The organism is Peptostreptococcus sp. MV1 (assembly GCF_000758885.1).
Lineage (GTDB): Bacteria > Bacillota > Clostridia > Peptostreptococcales > Peptostreptococcaceae > Peptostreptococcus.
In genome coordinates this window covers 1-16,729 of the sequence record NZ_JRNB01000019.1, presented here as the reverse complement: position 1 = coordinate 16,729, position 16,729 = coordinate 1, and the positions used below count along the sequence as shown (strand labels likewise).

Below are 16,729 nucleotides of genomic sequence, written 5' to 3'. Positions count from 1 at the left end.
TCGCAATGAATCATTTTTTTATTCAGTTGTACAAATTGATTATACAATCAACCAAAAATTTTTAAAATAACTATTGACTTCTTTAGTTGGTCTACACTACGCTATTTTACTTTTTTGAAATTTTACGATACTCGTTAGGTAGCAACCCCGTACTATTTTTGAATAAAGTAGCAAATCTACTTGAAGTAGAGTAACCTACAGTTTTTGCAATTTGATTAATGTTTAAATCAGTTTCTATAATTAAGTGCTCTGCTTGAGCCATTCGTCTAGCCTGAATATACTCGGTAATTGTACAGCCTTTATATTGTTTAAAAGATTTTTTTAGTTTAGTTGTTCCCATTAAAGCTATATTTGCCAATCTTTTAAGTGGAATATCAAAAGCATAGTGATCGTTGATGTAATCGACAACATCATTTAGTGAGGAAATATCGTCAGCTGCTAAGGGATTTAACTTTTCTGTCTTAAGTTCATTAGCATAATCCAATACTAAAGAAACACATTCATTTACTTTTGATTCGTAGTAAAGATGACTTGATAGTCCATTATTTTCCTTATAATTTTTCAATTCAAAGAAGAGCTTTTGCATTTGTGGAAATTCATAAATTTGATCAATTGCCTGAAAGGCTTCAAGGGGATGTGTATATTGATTGGGATACTGTTCCTTTAAAAATTTTTCATAAAAATCAGGCATAATTTCTATTCCGATAGATCGAACCGGTATATTTTTATGAATAAGAACTCTATAAGGTTCATATCCACCTACAAAAGTTTTAATGCAACCTGCATTTAGTCTTCTATATGGTTTTAACTCTTCTCCTGAGATAGAAAAGTACTCAGTGATGCTGAGACATTCGGGCATATTAAATTCCATGAATGAATCTTCGTAAAAGAAAAAATCATGAATCTTGATATCAAATAAATTTTTCTGAGCATACATCCAATAAAAACCACTTCCAATTTCTTTTGAAATTTCCCAAGTTGTTCCTAGTGAATTGTATGTATCTGGTGTTTCTATCTGTTTAAAAAAGTTATTCTGTTCTATTGCACTTTTAAATTTATCTATAATCTTTTCCATAACATCACCTCCATAGTATGAAATGATAAGACGAAATAACAAAACGAAAAGACATATTATTCTTAAACCTATTATACTATATATTTAAATTTGGTACAATAGTTAGTGTAGGGTAACTGATACCCAAATAGAAGTTTTAAGGAGGATAAAATGAATTACACAAAAGAAAAAAAAGAAAAAAGATTCACAATAAAAGACTTGATTACTATCGGAGTATTTACGGCTATAATTCTTATTTCAGGATCAATATTAGGGGGATTTTTAGCAATTAATCCATTATTAACTTTTTATTTCCCGATTGCTGCAGCAGTATTGCCAGGAACTCCATACTTACTATTAATTGCTAAGGTTCCCAAAAGAGGAGTTATTTTTATGGTAGGTGTTATCGGTGGTGTGCTTGCTTATACAATGGGTATGCACTGGGCGATGGCAATTGGTGGAGTGATAGCGAGTTTTATTGCGGATTTAGTTGCTGGCATAAAAAAATATAGAAGTTCTTTTTTTAACATCTTTTCCTATGTTATTTATTGTTTTGGTTCAATGGGAACTTATTTTGCTTACTTTGTAAACAGAGAAGCTTGGATTAACTATATGTTAAAATCATCACCAGCTGACTATATTAAAAAAATGGAATCTGTTGCCAGCCCTAAAGTTTTGATTATTATGGTAGTTGGTACAGTTATTGTTGCTTTGATTAGTGGACTTATTGGGAAAAAATTGTTAAATAAGCAGTTTGAAAAGGCAGGAATTATTTAATGAAATTCGATCCGAGAACAAAGGTATTCTTTTTGCTAGGTTGTGCAATTATTACAGCTTTGGCAGCGGAAATATCTTATCTAAGTGTTCTTATAATAGTTATTGCTATAATAGGTACATTAAGTGGCGAAATTAAATTTTCATTAATACTTTCGTTAATATACTTTTCTTTGATGTATGTTTGGACCCATTATATTGTTTTAATTGATAATTCTCTAAGTATATTATTTAGTGCTTGGATGACCTTAGTATACAAGGTATATCCGAGCACAATGATGGCAATTATTATGATAAAAACAACGAAAGTAAGTGAATTTATTTCGGCGATGAGAAAATTAAGACTTCCGGACTCTTTTATTATCACTTTTGCAATGATGCTTAGATATATACCTACACTTAAAGAGAATTGGGGTTATATTAAAGATTCCATGAAGCTTAGAGAGATTCGTTCAAGTTTCATAGGTTTTTTTAAATCACCATCATTATTTATAGAGTGTTTATATACTCCACTTCTAATAAGTGCCTCAAATGCTATTGATGAATTAACTATAGCGGCAGTTACAAGAGGTATTGAAAATCCAGGTAAAAAAACATCTCTTATTCAAATAAAGTTTAGGATAGTAGATTATATTGTTTTATTAGCTGAGGGTATACTTATTTTTTATGCGATAGTGAGGTGAATTAAAAAGATGATTAGATTGCAAGAAATTAACTTCAAATATAAAAATGAGGAAACCTCAAATTTGATAAATATCAATTTAAATATTAAAAAGGGCGAATGTATATTAATTTGTGGAGGTTCAGGTTGTGGAAAAACAACTTTATTGAGGCTTATAAATAAGCTAGTGCCTACTTTATATGAAGGAGAATTAAAAGGGAATGTAATTTTAGATAATGAACATACAGAAGACATTCCTATGTATGTTCTAGCGGATAGAGTAGGTTCTGTATTTCAAAATCCTAAAACACAATTTTTTAATGTAGATACTGATAGTGAAATTGTTTTTGGATTGGAAAATAAAGGGATGTCTTTACAAGAGATGCAGAATAGATTAGAAAAAACTTGTAATGATTTAAAGATAAACAATTTATTGAACAAAAATATTTTTAAAATTTCAGGTGGAGAGAAACAAAAAATTGCATTTGCATCTGTTTATGCTATAAACCCTGATATTTATGTATTGGATGAACCTTCTTCAAATTTGGATTATAAATCAATTGAGGATTTGAAACAGTATATATCATTATTAAAGAGTCAAGGTAAGACAATTATTATTGCGGAGCATAGATTGTTTTATCTAATGGATTTAATAAATCGCTCAATTTATCTTAAGAATGGAAAGATTGAGAAGATTTATTCTAAAGAAGAGTTTGTAAATCTTAGTGATGATGTACGAAAAGAAATGGGTCTTAGATCAATAAAAGGAACGAATAGATTACTTCAGCAAAAAGAAAAGCTTCAAATTAATAATAAAAAAATCTTAAAACTTAATAATCTTTCTATTTATAGAGGAAATAGAAAGATTATTTCTAACCTTAATTTTGAGGCTAGTATGGGAGATATTATAGGACTAATTGCTCCTAATGGCACCGGTAAAACAAGTTTGTTAAGAACAATTTCAGGACTATTTAATAGTTTTAAGGGTGATATAACTTGGAATGATAAAAAGTTTGAAGCTAAAAATAGGATTAGAAATTCTTACATGGTAATGCAAGATGTGAATTACCAACTTTTCTCGGAAAGTGTCAAGAGCGAATTGAAATTAGGAAATCCTAGTATTGATTGTGAAAGGATTCAAAAAATATTGCTTCAATTAAATCTTGAACAATATGCAGACAAGCATCCAAATCTATTGTCGGGCGGACAGAAGCAGAGATTAGCAATAGGGGTAGGTATTGCTAATAACAAACTTTTATTTTTATTAGATGAACCTACGAGTGGTTTAGACTTGGAGAATATGTTAAGAGTTACTGAATTAATCAAGCAAGTATCCAGAGATAGAGTAACTATCATTGCCACTCATGATATGGAGTTTGCCAATCTTGTTTGTAATAAATTTATTGTGTTGAAAAAGGAGGGTATAAATGAAAAATTTATATAAAAATCTATTTTCATATGTTCAGGAAAGAAAAAAATATGCCTATTTATCCATCACACTGGCAGCAATATCTGTGTTTGTGTTTATTGCATTTTACTGGGTTTTCTGGATAGTCGTTAAATCATTGCTTGTAGATGCAAATTATTCTCTGGCATTGGATTATTCCTTTAAACTTGTTATCTTGATGATTTTTAGAGGTGTGTTAATCATGAGTGGGACTATGGCTTCTCATTATGTGGGATTTAGGTTGGAAAGAAACTTAAGAACAGCGGGTCTTAAAGGACTGATGAACGCTTCTTTTTCTTTTTTCGATAAGAATTCTTCTGGAGAAATAAGAAGAATAATTGATGACAATGCAGCAAATACTCATCAAGCTGTAGCTCATTTAATTCCGAATACTGTTGTTGCCATACTTACGCCAATTTTAATGTTTACTCTAGCTTTTAAAATTGATTATAGGCAGGGAATATTGCTTGTAATCACAAGTATTATAGGAATTTTACAATATAAAGGGATGTTTAAAAGAATGGACTTGATGGAAAAATCAATGAATTCTTTGCAAGAAATGAGTGCTGCAACGGTTGAATATATTAGAGGAATGCAAGTTATTAAGATATTCGGGGTAACTGTAAAATATTATAAGTCAATGTTAGATTCTATTATGAATTATAAAAATTATACTTACAAATATTCACAATCATGCCGTATTCCAAACATTACTTTTCAGGTATTATTTAACTTGTTTTATGCTTTTTGTGTACCTTTCGCGATTTTTTATATTTCTAAGGGAGAAAACACCTTGTTAATACTAGCGAAAGTCATTTACTTTGCTGTATTTTCAAGTTTATTGCTATCTTCTTTTTCTTTAGTTATGTCGGTTGCAACAGATACTTTTAAAGCCAAAGATGCAGTGAAAAAGCTAGAGGATGCTCTAATAGATATGAATGATAATAAAATAAATTATGGTAGTCTGGAAAATATTGAGAATTATAACATCGAATTTAAAAATGTTTCTTTTGGATATGAAAAAGAAATGGTTTTAGAACATTTCAACTTACTTCTTCCCGAAAATAAAACCTATGCTTTAGTAGGGCCTAGCGGTGGTGGGAAATCTACAATCGCAAAATTAATTTCGGGATTTTATAAAATTAATGATGGGGAAATTTTGATTGGTGGTCGTAATCTTAAAGAATACTCTGAAAAAGTACTTTTAGAGAATATTGCCTTCGTTTTTCAGAATTCTAAATTATTTAAAACTAGTATCTATGAAAATGTAAGAATAGGAAAACCTAATGCGAGTTATGAAGAAGTTATGAGGGCGTTGGAAGCGGCAAGATGTAGCGAAATATTGGATAAATTTAAAGAAAGGGAAAATACAATTATAGGCTCAAAAGGTGTTTATTTATCTGGTGGAGAAGTCCAAAGGATAGCCATAGCTAGAGCGATTTTAAAAGATGCAAAAATTATTATACTAGACGAAGCTTCAGCGGCGGCAGATCCCGAAAATGAGTACGAACTTCAAAAAGCATTTTCAGTTCTTATGAAAAATAAAACGGTTATTATGATTGCCCATCGTCTTTCCTCTATAAAAAATGTAGATGAAGTACTCTACATAGAAGATGGTCATATTGTAGAAAGGGGATCGGACAGTGAACTGATGAAGCTTGAAGGAAAATATAAAGCACTCCAAGATTTATATAACAAGGCAAATGAATGGAGGGTTGCATGATGAAAAAGTATTTAAAAAATAAATTTCAGTTAACTGAAACCGGAGCTAAGGGACTCTTGAAATCAAGTATTACTGCTTTTTTATACTATTTTTCATTTTTACCACCTTTGCTTATTGTATTAACTTTTGCAAATTTAATAGTATCAGGTAATAATGGTCAAATACTCAATTCGTTAATTGCATTAGTAATCGCAGCTATAATAATGTTAATTCTGACAAATGTAGACTACAAAGTCAAATTTAATGAAACTTATAAGGAATCTGCCAACCTTAGAATTGATATAGCAAATCATTTAAGAGAGTTGCCACTTTCTTATTTTTCAAAGCATGATGTCTCTGATTTGGCACAGACTATAATGTCTGATATTTCAGTAATTGAACATGCTTTGGCACATGCGATTGGAGGTTGCATTGGATTTAGCGTATATTTTATAATCATGTCTATAATGATGCTTATTGGAAATTTTAAATTGGCTCTGTCAATTATTATTCCTCTGGTATTATCTGTGATTGTTATATTTGCGACAAAAAAAATTCAGATAATTCAAAGGAAAAAACACTATCTAAAACTTAGAAAAATATCAGAAAATTTTCAAAATGCAATAGAAATGAATCAAGAAATTCGTAGTTATGGCTTAAAAGATAAAGTTCAAATTAATGTACAAAAAGATTTAAACGAAGCAGAGAGTATCCAATGGAAAACAGAAAATATCTCAGCTTTACCACTTAGTTTGGCTAGCTATATAGCACAACTTTCTATAGGATTTACCATCTATTTCGGAATTAATTACTATGTTTCTAAAGAAATTAATCTTGTTATGCTTATTGCATATATTATAGCAGCGGCAAAAATGTCTGGTGGAATTTCTGCTCTTTATGAGTATATTGAAGAAATTTTTTATATAGATATTAGAATTAAAAGGATTAAAGAAATTAGAAATACAAAAACTCAACAAGGGAAAATAGTTGAGTTGAAAAACTTTGATGTAAATCTCAAAGATGTAGAATTTTCTTATAATGAAAGTGCTAAAGTAATCAAAGGGGTCAGTTTTATTGCTAAACAAAATGAGGTTACAGCTTTAGTTGGACCGAGTGGTTGTGGCAAAACTACTATACTCAGATTAATCAGTAGACTTTATGATTATAATCATGGAAGTATTATGATAGATGGTCATGATATTAGAGAAATTGATACAAATTGCCTATTTAAGTATATTTCTGTTGTTTTTCAAGACGTGACGTTATTTGATACAACAATTATGGAGAATATAAGAATTGGTAATCTAGCTGCAAGCGATGGTGAGGTTGAAAGAGTGGCAAAACTCTCTGGTTGCTATGAGTTTATAGAAAAACTCCCTGATAAGTTTCAAACTAAAATTGGTGAAAATGGGGCAAGGCTATCTGGGGGAGAACGTCAAAGGATATCGATAGCTAGAGCCTTATTAAAAGATGCTCCTATTGTGATTCTTGATGAAATAGCTTCATCTCTTGATGTTATAAATGAGGTAAAAATTCAAGAAGCTCTTAATAAATTAACAAAAGATAAGACCGTAATAATTATATCTCATAGATTAAAATCAATAGAGAATGCAAATAAAATTGTAGTTATGAAAGATGGATTTGTTGAATCGATTGGTACACATAAAGAGTTACTCAATAATTCTCTTACTTATAGAAAAATGATAGACAACTCTATAAACACAGAAAATTATGTGTATTAGATTATTATATAAATGAAATAGACTGATTAATAAACAAAAATTCATAGTTATAAATTGTCTATTGTATAAACTGACTTCAAACAACGGCATTAAAAACAGGTCGTAATAAGCACAAAGTTTAAGCTAAAAATGATACAAATATTAATTTTTAAAAATTATATCAGATGCATAACTTTTTACGCCTGATATAATTTTTTTGATTTTTTAGACACCAATCTTCTAAATATAAAGTAGTAATTATTATTATATTTACCAAGTGATTTAATCTTAGTAATTCAGTTTGAATACAAATGTTCAAAAATATTTTCAGTAAAATAAATATATTTTACACCAGGTCAACGTAAATCTAAGGTCACTAATGCATAATTTGTTTAAGTTGTCAAATATAAATTTTAAATTTAATCAACTATGTAGTAGATAATCTACATATAATATGAGAAATTAGAATAACTTCATATAAAATTAGCATATTAATCAGTATGATTTGTAATATTAGTTAATATAATTTATAATTACCTTAATTAGGTATTAATTAACCTATAAAGATATAATTTTAAAAGAAAAGGGGTAAGATTTTGGGAAGTATGCTTCACAGAAAAGTTTTTTATAAAGAACACTATATTGAGGTAATTTATATTTTATTGCAAGATAAGGATAAAGTTTTTAATAAAGATATTGTTAAGTATACTAAATTAAGTAAACCATCAGTCAGTGTAGCTGTAAATAATTTAGTAGATGAAGGATATGTATACAGAGAATTTCGCTCCATAAAATTAACTGAAAAAGGAGAAAAAATTGGGAAAGAATTATATAGTAGACATTTGTATTTTTATAATTTCCATAAATTGCAATATCAATTTGTACACTTTTTTGCCACTCTTGCAAAAATATCGGCACTTGTCCTAAAATATATGTCAAGACTAGGCCTTGCCTATTCATTTTAGTCTTGAGTGCTATTTTAGGACTAGTAAACTGATATTTGAAAGAGGGCTTCTATACTTTAAGCCACATCACTCGTAGAGTATATTTTATCCATCTCTTCATCAAAGATTTCTTCAGGTGTTCTGTATCCTAGATTTTTTCTAGGCTTAGCATTTATTATGTCAACATAATACATAATCTCATCCTCACTAAAGTCATTAATACTTCTACCTTTTGGAATGAATTGTCTCAATATCCCATTGTGTCTTTCATTACTGCCTCTTTCAAATGAAGAGTATGGGTGACAAAAGTACATAGCTACAAGTGATTCAAGCTCACTTAGCCCTGAAAACTCTGAACCATTGTCGCTTGTTATGCTTTTAAATACTTCGGCAACTTTTGTTTTGCTTTCCATTATAAAATCTAAAAGTGCGTCATTTACTCGTTTTGAGGACTTAGAATCTATTTTGATAACCTTATAGTATCTAGATTTTCTCTCTATTATCGTCAGCAAAACATCTTGGTCTGATGTTTTCTTGCCTATTACAGTATCTATTTCCCAATGTCCAAATTCTTTTCTGAGCTCTATATGTTTTGATCTTTCAGATATTGATTTTCCAAACTTTCTCTTATTTATACGAATTCTTGTAGACTTTGGAATTCTTTTAAGTTTCTGAGGCAGGTCAGTGTTTTTCATCTTCAAAAAACCTAGTTCAACATACTTGTATAGTGTCTTTGTGCATACCGTATTTTTAAATAGCTTATCTGACTTTGCTCTACCATAACACTCATCTAAAGACCAGCATTGTTTCTTAAATAATTCCTCTACGAACTTGATAAAATCTACACATTCTAATACCTTGAACTTCTTTTTTGAATTTTTTCTGTTTTTTTCATACTGTGTTTGTCCTGCATCGGGGTAGTATACTGTAACCTTGTGTCCATTTCTTATTTGTTCTACCCTGCCACGTTTAAGCTCATTGTAAATAGTAGTTCTTGACCTGTTCAAATGCCTGGCAATTGAGGATATTGAGTGTCCTAGTTCGACCATGGCGTAAATTTCTCCTCTTTCATACTCACTTAGGTGTTTAAAGTTTCTCTTTTCTGTGTTAAAATTAAGTTGATTCATTATGATCCTCCTGTAGAATTTGTTTTGTGACTTATATTTTAACACAGGATTCATAATGAATCATTTTTTATTCAGTTGTACAAATTGATTATACAATCAACCTTTTTTATTTACTGGAATCTTGTCAGAAAAAATAAAAAACCTATTGACATATACATTCTAATATTATATATATGAATATACAGAAAGTTGAATATATGTAAAATCGAATATAATAAAGTTTGAATATTGAGGAGGTGGATCTATGGATGAACTTAATGTAAATGCCCAGGCTCTTATTGAGTATGCTAATATACTGAAGGCTATTTCTCATCCTGCTAGATTATGTATTGTAAAGGGCTTGGTTAATGAGGGGCCTAGCAATGTGTCTAATATGCACGTCTGTCTAGAGCTTGCCCAGTCTACTGTATCCCAGCACCTGTCAAAGTTAAAGGCAGCGGGTATTATCAAGGGCGAGAGGAATGGTACAGAGATTATCTATTCTATAGACAATGATTTTGTGGCTGAGATAGTAAGAAATATGAAAGAATAAAAGTCAGGCATCACATAGTGATAAGGGCTTGTATAAAAATCTATCTAGCAACTTTTGTACAAAGAGATGCAAAGGAATAAACAAAAAGTAATTTTAAAAATTTAAGTATCGACTTATAAATTGAGAGGAGAAAATTATGAAAAAGATACTAATTGTTGGTGGAGTTGCCGGTGGAGCAACAGTAGCAGCTAGGTTGAGAAGATTGGACGAAACAGCTAATATAATAATGTTTGAGAGAGGTGAGTATATTTCCTTTGCCAATTGTGGTCTACCATACTACATAGGTGAGGTGATAAGTGAGAGAGAAGCCCTACTTGTTCAGACTGTTGAAGGTATGAGCCAGAGGTTTAATTTAGATATTAGAAACTTTAGTGAAGTGGTTGCAATAGACCCTGACAAGATGGAAGTGACAGTTAAAAAGGTGGATACAGGTGAGGAATATACTGAATCCTACGATGAATTGATCCTATCACCAGGTGCCAACCCAGTCAAGCCTCCAATTCCAGGACTAGCTGATGCTGACAATGTATTTACCCTTAGGAATATACCAGATACAGATGCTATCAAGGCCTATGTAGACGAAAAATCACCTAAGGAAGCTGTAGTAATAGGTGGTGGCTTCATAGGTATAGAGATGGCTGAAAACTTAGTAGAGAGAGGTGTCAAGGTCCACCTAGTGGAAATGCTTGACCAGGTAATGGCCCCATTTGACTTTGAAATGGCCCAGATCCTACACGCCCATATGATTGACCATGGTGTTGACCTAGTCTTGGGCGATGGTGTGGACTCATTTAAGGACAATGGAAAGGCTATAGTATTGAAGAGCGGAAGACAAATCTCTACAGACCTTACTATCCTATCAATAGGTGTAAAGCCTGAAAATGCCCTAGCAGTATCTGCAGGCCTAGAGATGGGACCTAGAGGTCATATAAAGGTGAACGACAAGCTAGAAACATCTAAGCCACACATATATGCTCTTGGTGATGCCATAGAGACACAGGATAGGGTATACGGTCAGCCAGCCAGCATAGCCCTAGCATCTCCAGCAAATAGGCAGGCTAGAATACTCGCAGATAGGTTAAATGGTATAGATGTAAGCTACAAGGGTGCCCTAGGAACATCAGTTGCCAAGGTATTTGATATGACTGCCTCATCTACCGGAAACAATGAAAAGAAATTAAAGCAGATGGGTGTAGACAACTACAAGGTAGTCCACCTTCACCCACTATCAAATGCTGGCTACTACCCAACAGCCATGCCACTTGATTTTAAGTTGATATTTGAAGTACCAAGTGGAAAGATTTTGGGAGCCCAGGCAGTTGGTTTCTCAGGTGTAGAGAAGAGGATAGACGTAATAGCTACTGCTATAGCAGGTGGCCTAACAGTTAGGGAGCTAGAAGATGTAGAATTGGCCTATGCACCACCGTTTTCATCTGCCAAGGACCCAGTAAATATGGCTGGATATGCAGCTACTAATATCCTAGATGGTCTGGTAGAGACTGTTACAGTTGACAAGATAGACGATTTAGTTGCTGGTGGAGTCTTCCTAATAGATGCTAGAACTCCAGAAGAGTATGAACTTGGATCAATACAAGGTTCAGTAAATATACCTCTAGATGAGCTTAGGGATAGGTTAGATGAAATACCAAAGGACAAGGACCTATATGTAACTTGTCAGGTAGGCCTAAGAGGCTACCTAGCTTGTAGGATACTTAGCCAGAATGGATTCAAGCCAATCAACCTAGATGGTGGTTTTAGCTCATATGCCCAGTTAAAGTTAAATGTAAATATGGAATCAAACTCAGAAAGTCTTGGAGGCCTAGGTATAGCTTGCACAGACAACTCTGATGTTATTAAAAAAACTAAATAATTCATAATTTATATAGAAACTATTCAAATACTTACAAAAAAAGCTTGAAAAAAATCTTATTCAAGGTATAATAGAAAGGTAATGTAAAAAATCCAATTTAAGGAGATCTATTATGAGACAAAAAACTAGACAAATCCGAGAAATGAATTTTTCAAGCATGGAAAGAAAAAAAGTTTTTGAGGCCAAACAGAGAATAGCTGTCGAAAAGTTCGGCAACGTGTTTGAGGATGATACATTCTTTGCTCTTGAATTAGAACTTAATGTTGACCTTAGGAAAGACTTGGACGAAGAGTATGACGTTAGATATAATTTAAATAGAAAAATGAATTAGAAGTATCCATTAAGCTTAAAGAGAGAAAAGGGGCTGACCATTGTGGTCAGCCCCTTTAATATATTTAGACTAAAGTTTTTCTAGGCCAGTATCCATGATAAAGGTAGCTATCTGGGCAGCCTTATCTGGATCCATAGGGTGAAGAGGTAGTCTAAAGTTACCTACTTCATAGCCAAGCATATTCATGGCTGTCTTGACAGGTATAGGATTGACATCCAGACTCATCAGCTTGATTGGCTTTAGGTAGTCGTTCTGGACCTGTCTAGCACCAGCTATGTCACCGGCAACAAATTTATCATATATGGAAAAAATTGGTCTAGGGCATATATTAGCAAGAACAGATATATGGCCACTTGCTCCCATGCTTAGGCTGGCTAGCATAGTCTTGTCGTTACCACTAATGATTGTAAACTCATAACTAGCCAGTGGTGCCAGTTCAACTAGGTGGTCTAGGTCTGTAGATGACTCGATAATACCTACGATATTAGGAATATCAGCCAGCTTGGCAACTAGGGCAGGCTCGAGATTTAGTCCTGTCCTGTCAGGGTCATTGTCGATATATGTTGCTAGGCCACCAGCTAGGGCAATCGACTTGAAATGGCTGATTAGGCCGAGCTCATTTCCCTGACTATAGTATGGGGCTGACAAGATCAAGCCATCAAGCCCCAAGGCCTTGGCCCTTATAGATAAAACCACCGACCTAGCAGTATCATTTAGGCCAGTCTGGGCAAGAACAGGGATTCTCTTGTTTACCCTCTTGACTACAAAGCCTATCACCTCAAGGATTTCATTGTCATTCATGGCGTAGAACTCTCCTGTAGTCCTGCCTAATACTAGGGCCTGGGCCCCTGCCTTCAAGTAGGTGTCCACTAGCCTTCCTAGACTATCAAAGTCCACTTCGTTTGTATCTGTAAATGGTGTAATTATGTTAATTCCGCATCCTTTAAAAATCATATTATATCCGTTACTGAAAACTTATAAAAAGTCATAAACTTTTATGTTTCATTCCTACTTCAACGAGTATGCTTTCATACTGAACAAATCTAGATACTACTTACAAGTTCTTGTACTCTCCATAGGCGTAAATTCCCGATTAACGCTCGGTACATATCTGTAATAACTTGAAGGTGTTATGCTACAGATTGTTGTTTTAAAACATTTTCTCCATATATCTTTAGATTTAAACTTGCTTGAAAATCTCTATCTATGACGTTTCCACATTGGCATTTATAGATTCTATCTGATAGTTTTAAATCCTTCTTAATATTTCCACAACAACTACATAATTTAGAACTTGGGAATAACCTATCAGCCATAATTAATCGAATGTTATTCAATTCAGACTTATATTCAATCTGTTTCCTAAATTCATAAAACCCTTGTTGCCAAACTGCTTTGGATAAATGTTTATTCTTCATCATGCCACTTACATTCAAATCTTCCATACAAATAAAACTTGGTTTTCGTTTTACAATTTCAGATGTTGTTTGATGTATGTGGTTGTGACGAATGTTTGTTAATCGTTTATTTACCTTTAAAAGTTCTTTTTCTCTTTTTATAATGTTACTTGTTTTGCAGTAACTTACTCCTTTCTTATTTTTCTCATATCTTCTAGATATACAACGCTGTAACCTGCGTTTTCTTTTTTCTAACTTCTTTACCCTTTGTGTCTTGTTTATGTTTTTATAAGTATTTTTATCAGAACAAATTGCTAAATCTTTGATACCTAAATCAATTCCGATACCTTCATTTGATGGAAGAGTATCGTTATTATCCACTTCAATTCCAACTGACACATACCAATATAGCCCATCATAGGTGAAACGTGGATTCATATACTTACAATCAGTTGGTATCCTCCCTTTTTCACAAAGTTTAATCCAATTCAATTTTTGTTTATTCTGTTTTTTACTCACTGAAAACTTTTCAACCTTAACATGAGTATCTGTAAACTGAATCTTTACATTGTCTTGATAAAAAGATGGGGTAGAGTATTTCTTACTCTTAAACTTAGGATATTTGCATTGTCCTTTGAAAAACCTCTTATAAGCATTACAAGCATCTTTAATTGCTTGTTTTGTTACATTATTACTTACCCTATTCAGCCATTGATATTCTTGTAATTTCTTTAACTGTGTAAGTTCTTTTCGTAATTCACTATCTGATAAGAATTTACTTCCTTGTTTATAATTCTCTTGTTGTCTTGCAATAGCCCAATTGTAAGCAAATCTTGCACACCCAGCATATTGGAATAACTTAGTGCGTTGTTTATTATTTGGATTCAATCTTACTTTTATTGACTTTATCATTACTTTTCACTTTCTTCCTCAATTAATTCTTTTACTAATTTTCTAGCTTTATTAGCACGTTTACCTTGTAATTTACAACTAAATACTGTAATAATTTGAACTAAATCTTCTACAAGTTCTTCTTGTTCTGTTTTTTCTGTATTATCAATTATTTCTATGTCGCAATTATATAAACTTGCTATATATTCGACTAATTCAAATCCAAATCTTAATAATCTGTCTTTATAAAAAACCACGACTTTTTCTACCTTATTTTGAGATATGCGTTTAATCAGTTCTTTTAATCCTTTTTTCTTATAATTGATTCCAGAACCTATATCAGAAATTATTTCATAAGGTTTCCCTTGTGCGTTTAGATACAACTTCATATTCTCTATTTGTCTTTCTAAATCATCTTTTTGTTTATTGCTTGATACTCTACAATATCCAATGACAATTCTATCTAAATTAGGTGTTATGTTCATAACCTGATTTAGTTGTTCATGAGAATAATATCTGTATCCGTTACTAGAGGTATGATGAGGATGAAGTTTACCATTAGCATCCCAATTTCTAAGCGTTTGTGCTGATACTCCTAAAATTTTTGAAAATTTATTGATAGAATAGTATTTACTCATAATTAAAATCTCCTTATAGTGTTTATACTTTATTCTATCATTAAAAGTTATAAAAATAAATCCATATTTATAACTTTTTACAAGTTATTCTTAACAGTTATAAACCTCATTTTTTTTAAACTTATTTTCTACAATAATTACTAATATTATACCCAAGAAGACCTTAGATAAGCTTAATTTTTGAAAGAAGATGTATAGACCTAATATCTAGAGTGTGGTATAATAGGTGATGTTTTTAAAAGATTAATGGAGATTAATGGAGGTAATTATGGATACATTAAAAGAGTTATATAAAATAGGAAGTGGGCCATCTAGTTCTCATACAATGGGACCACAGAGGGCTGCCAAGAGATTCAAGGAAAAGAATCCCAACGCTGCTAGCTACAGGTGTACCCTATATGGTTCACTAGCTGCTACAGGCAAGGGTCACCTTACAGACTACATAATAGAAAAGACAATCGAGCCAAAGCATGTGGAAATTATATGGAGGGATGACATCAATCCAGAATTTCACCCAAATGGTATGATGCTTGAGGCCCTAGATGAATCAGGCCAGGCCTTTGATGAATGGACTGTATTCTCAGTTGGTGGTGGTACCCTAGCAGAGGAAGGTAAAAGAAATCAGGTAGATGGCAAGGTCTACTATGAACATTCTACTCTTGAAGAAATCATTAAGTACTGTAGGGAAAATGACAAGTCATTTGTAGAGTACGTATTGGACAGAGAAGACGACGACTTCTTAGAATATATGGGAAGTATAGTAGATACAATGAAGGAAGCTATAGACAAGGGAATTGAAAGTAGAGAGTTGATACCTGGAGAATTAAAGCTAAAGAGAAGGGCGTCAAAATTTTACAAGAAGTACCTAGCGACAAAGGACTACACTACATTGGACTATGCCTTTGCCCTAGCCGCATCTGAAGAAAATGCATCAGGTGGTACAATCGTTACAGCTCCAACATGTGGTGCAGCAGGAGTAATACCAGGTGTATTCTTCTCATTGATGGTACACAATGGCTACACTAGACAGCATATAATAGAAGGTATAATAGTGGCAGGTCTAATAGGTAACCTAATCAAGACTAACGCCTCTATCTCAGGTGCTGAAGTAGGATGTCAGGGTGAGGTAGGAACTGCATGTTCAATGGCATCAGCAGGTGCTGCCTACCTATTTGGTGGTACTCTAGAACAGATTGAGTACGCAGCTGAAATAGGCTTGGAACACCACCTAGGTATGACATGTGACCCTGTATACGGTTATGTACAGATACCTTGTATAGAAAGAAATGCTATGGCTGCAGAAAGAGCAATAGCAGCTGCCAAGTATGCCCTAAATACTGATGGTGCTCATACTATATCATTCGACCAGGTAACTATCACTATGAAAGAAACTGGAATCGACTTGATGGATAAATATAGAGAAACAGCCAAGGGTGGGCTTGCAAAGTGGTTTGAGTGCTAGTTGGTATTTGAATTACTTTGTGTAGTTTTGGTTTATGGATACTTAAAAGGTCTATTGTAACGTGTTAGAGAATTGCTAATATCATGGACTCGATAAGGAAAATTCCGAATGTGCTTCGCACGCGGATATTTTACCCTTATCTTCGTCTTGATATTAGAAGAATTCTCTACCAATTGTT

Annotated in this window: 15 protein-coding genes; 10 read left to right on the top strand and 5 right to left on the bottom strand. The window is 32.6% G+C overall.

Annotated elements, in window-relative coordinates; translation table 11 throughout:
* Nucleotides 1-106: 106 nt before the first annotated feature.
* The gene (locus HMPREF1639_RS02050; RefSeq protein ID WP_036762754.1) at nt 107-1,075 is read right to left on the bottom strand and encodes a helix-turn-helix transcriptional regulator; all 969 of its coding nucleotides are present in this window, start codon (nt 1,073-1,075) and stop codon (nt 107-109) included.
* Between the two features lie 150 nt (nt 1,076-1,225).
* Between HMPREF1639_RS02050 and HMPREF1639_RS02045 the strand changes: the two genes are divergently transcribed.
* The 6 genes from HMPREF1639_RS02045 to HMPREF1639_RS02020 all read left to right on the top strand — a co-directional run bounded on the left by HMPREF1639_RS02045 (nt 1,226) and on the right by HMPREF1639_RS02020 (nt 8,324).
* A complete protein-coding gene (locus HMPREF1639_RS02045; protein WP_036762752.1) occupies nt 1,226-1,831 on the top strand; it encodes an MptD family putative ECF transporter S component in 606 nt (201 codons plus the stop codon).
* Complete coding sequence (locus HMPREF1639_RS02040) at nt 1,831-2,511, top strand: energy-coupling factor transporter transmembrane component T (protein WP_036762749.1); 681 nt, start codon at nt 1,831-1,833, stop codon at nt 2,509-2,511. Before HMPREF1639_RS02045 ends, HMPREF1639_RS02040 begins: the two co-directional genes overlap by 1 nt.
* 9 nt (nt 2,512-2,520) lie before the next feature.
* Entirely contained in the window at nt 2,521-3,933 is a 1,413-nt protein-coding gene (locus tag HMPREF1639_RS02035) for an ABC transporter ATP-binding protein (protein ID WP_036762747.1), read from the top strand.
* The gene (locus HMPREF1639_RS02030) at nt 3,917-5,659 is read left to right on the top strand and encodes an ABC transporter ATP-binding protein (protein ID WP_036762744.1); all 1,743 of its coding nucleotides are present in this window, start codon (nt 3,917-3,919) and stop codon (nt 5,657-5,659) included. The genes HMPREF1639_RS02035 and HMPREF1639_RS02030 overlap by 17 nt, the downstream gene beginning before the upstream one ends.
* Nucleotides 5,656-7,380 (top strand): ABC transporter ATP-binding protein, encoded by a 1,725-nt coding sequence (locus tag HMPREF1639_RS02025; protein ID WP_036762741.1) that lies wholly within the window; start codon nt 5,656-5,658, stop codon nt 7,378-7,380. Before HMPREF1639_RS02030 ends, HMPREF1639_RS02025 begins: the two co-directional genes overlap by 4 nt.
* Nucleotides 7,381-7,964: 584 nt before the next feature.
* A complete protein-coding gene (locus HMPREF1639_RS02020; RefSeq protein ID WP_084572446.1) occupies nt 7,965-8,324 on the top strand; it encodes a metal-dependent transcriptional regulator in 360 nt (119 codons plus the stop codon).
* 56 nt (nt 8,325-8,380) lie between these two features.
* Here HMPREF1639_RS02020 and HMPREF1639_RS02015 read toward each other — a convergent pair whose 3' ends face one another.
* Nucleotides 8,381-9,430 (bottom strand): IS30 family transposase, encoded by a 1,050-nt coding sequence (locus HMPREF1639_RS02015; RefSeq protein ID WP_036762738.1) that lies wholly within the window; start codon nt 9,428-9,430, stop codon nt 8,381-8,383.
* 244 nt (nt 9,431-9,674) lie between these two features.
* Between HMPREF1639_RS02015 and HMPREF1639_RS02010 the strand changes: the two genes are divergently transcribed.
* The 3 genes from HMPREF1639_RS02010 (at nt 9,675) to HMPREF1639_RS02000 (ending at nt 12,163) form a co-directional block, all read left to right on the top strand.
* Entirely contained in the window at nt 9,675-9,962 is a 288-nt protein-coding gene (locus HMPREF1639_RS02010; protein ID WP_036762732.1) for an ArsR/SmtB family transcription factor, read from the top strand.
* Nucleotides 9,963-10,098: 136 nt separating this feature from the next.
* The gene (locus tag HMPREF1639_RS02005) at nt 10,099-11,832 is read left to right on the top strand and encodes a CoA-disulfide reductase (protein WP_036762731.1); all 1,734 of its coding nucleotides are present in this window, start codon (nt 10,099-10,101) and stop codon (nt 11,830-11,832) included.
* Nucleotides 11,833-11,944: 112 nt separating this feature from the next.
* Entirely contained in the window at nt 11,945-12,163 is a 219-nt protein-coding gene (locus HMPREF1639_RS02000) for a hypothetical protein (RefSeq protein ID WP_052045377.1), read from the top strand.
* Nucleotides 12,164-12,232: 69 nt separating this feature from the next.
* On the opposite strand, the gene dapA is transcribed toward HMPREF1639_RS02000, so the two are convergent.
* The 3 genes from dapA to HMPREF1639_RS01985 all read right to left on the bottom strand — a co-directional run bounded on the left by dapA (nt 12,233) and on the right by HMPREF1639_RS01985 (nt 15,089).
* A complete protein-coding gene (gene dapA / locus HMPREF1639_RS01995; RefSeq protein ID WP_036762730.1) occupies nt 12,233-13,117 on the bottom strand; it encodes a 4-hydroxy-tetrahydrodipicolinate synthase in 885 nt (294 codons plus the stop codon).
* 176 nt (nt 13,118-13,293) lie between these two features.
* Complete coding sequence (locus HMPREF1639_RS01990; RefSeq protein ID WP_036762729.1) at nt 13,294-14,472, bottom strand: RNA-guided endonuclease InsQ/TnpB family protein; 1,179 nt, start codon at nt 14,470-14,472, stop codon at nt 13,294-13,296.
* Nucleotides 14,472-15,089 carry an IS607 family transposase gene (locus HMPREF1639_RS01985; protein WP_052045376.1) on the bottom strand — a complete coding sequence of 206 codons (618 nt, stop codon included), beginning with the start codon at nt 15,087-15,089 and terminating at the stop codon, nt 14,472-14,474. Before HMPREF1639_RS01985 ends, HMPREF1639_RS01990 begins: the two co-directional genes overlap by 1 nt.
* A 268-nt stretch (nt 15,090-15,357) precedes the next feature.
* Here HMPREF1639_RS01985 and HMPREF1639_RS01980 point away from each other — a divergent pair, with 268 nt between their 5' ends.
* The gene (locus HMPREF1639_RS01980; RefSeq protein WP_036762725.1) at nt 15,358-16,551 is read left to right on the top strand and encodes an L-serine ammonia-lyase; all 1,194 of its coding nucleotides are present in this window, start codon (nt 15,358-15,360) and stop codon (nt 16,549-16,551) included.
* Nucleotides 16,552-16,729 lie beyond the last annotated feature (178 nt).

Excerpts from the sequence above, each read along its gene's own strand:
- HMPREF1639_RS02010 (WP_036762732.1), top strand. The coding sequence starts at position 9,675 with ATGGATGAACTTAATGTAAATGCCCAGGCTCTTATTGAGTATGCTAAT.
- HMPREF1639_RS02005 (WP_036762731.1), top strand. The coding sequence starts at position 10,099 with ATGAAAAAGATACTAATTGTTGGTGGAGTTGCCGGTGGAGCAACAGTA.
- HMPREF1639_RS01990 (WP_036762729.1), bottom strand. The coding sequence starts at position 14,472 with ATGATAAAGTCAATAAAAGTAAGATTGAATCCAAATAATAAACAACGC.
- HMPREF1639_RS02040 (WP_036762749.1), top strand. The coding sequence starts at position 1,831 with ATGAAATTCGATCCGAGAACAAAGGTATTCTTTTTGCTAGGTTGTGCA.
- HMPREF1639_RS02000 (WP_052045377.1), top strand. The coding sequence starts at position 11,945 with ATGAGACAAAAAACTAGACAAATCCGAGAAATGAATTTTTCAAGCATG.
- HMPREF1639_RS01985 (WP_052045376.1), bottom strand. The coding sequence starts at position 15,089 with ATGAGTAAATACTATTCTATCAATAAATTTTCAAAAATTTTAGGAGTA.
- HMPREF1639_RS02035 (WP_036762747.1), top strand. The coding sequence starts at position 2,521 with ATGATTAGATTGCAAGAAATTAACTTCAAATATAAAAATGAGGAAACC.
- HMPREF1639_RS02030 (WP_036762744.1), top strand. The coding sequence starts at position 3,917 with ATGAAAAATTTATATAAAAATCTATTTTCATATGTTCAGGAAAGAAAA.
- HMPREF1639_RS01980 (WP_036762725.1), top strand. The coding sequence starts at position 15,358 with ATGGATACATTAAAAGAGTTATATAAAATAGGAAGTGGGCCATCTAGT.
- HMPREF1639_RS02050 (WP_036762754.1), bottom strand. The coding sequence starts at position 1,075 with ATGGAAAAGATTATAGATAAATTTAAAAGTGCAATAGAACAGAATAAC.
- HMPREF1639_RS02025 (WP_036762741.1), top strand. The coding sequence starts at position 5,656 with ATGATGAAAAAGTATTTAAAAAATAAATTTCAGTTAACTGAAACCGGA.
- HMPREF1639_RS02045 (WP_036762752.1), top strand. The coding sequence starts at position 1,226 with ATGAATTACACAAAAGAAAAAAAAGAAAAAAGATTCACAATAAAAGAC.
- HMPREF1639_RS02020 (WP_084572446.1), top strand. The coding sequence starts at position 7,965 with ATGCTTCACAGAAAAGTTTTTTATAAAGAACACTATATTGAGGTAATT.
- dapA (WP_036762730.1), bottom strand. The coding sequence starts at position 13,117 with ATGATTTTTAAAGGATGCGGAATTAACATAATTACACCATTTACAGAT.
- HMPREF1639_RS02015 (WP_036762738.1), bottom strand. The coding sequence starts at position 9,430 with ATGAATCAACTTAATTTTAACACAGAAAAGAGAAACTTTAAACACCTA.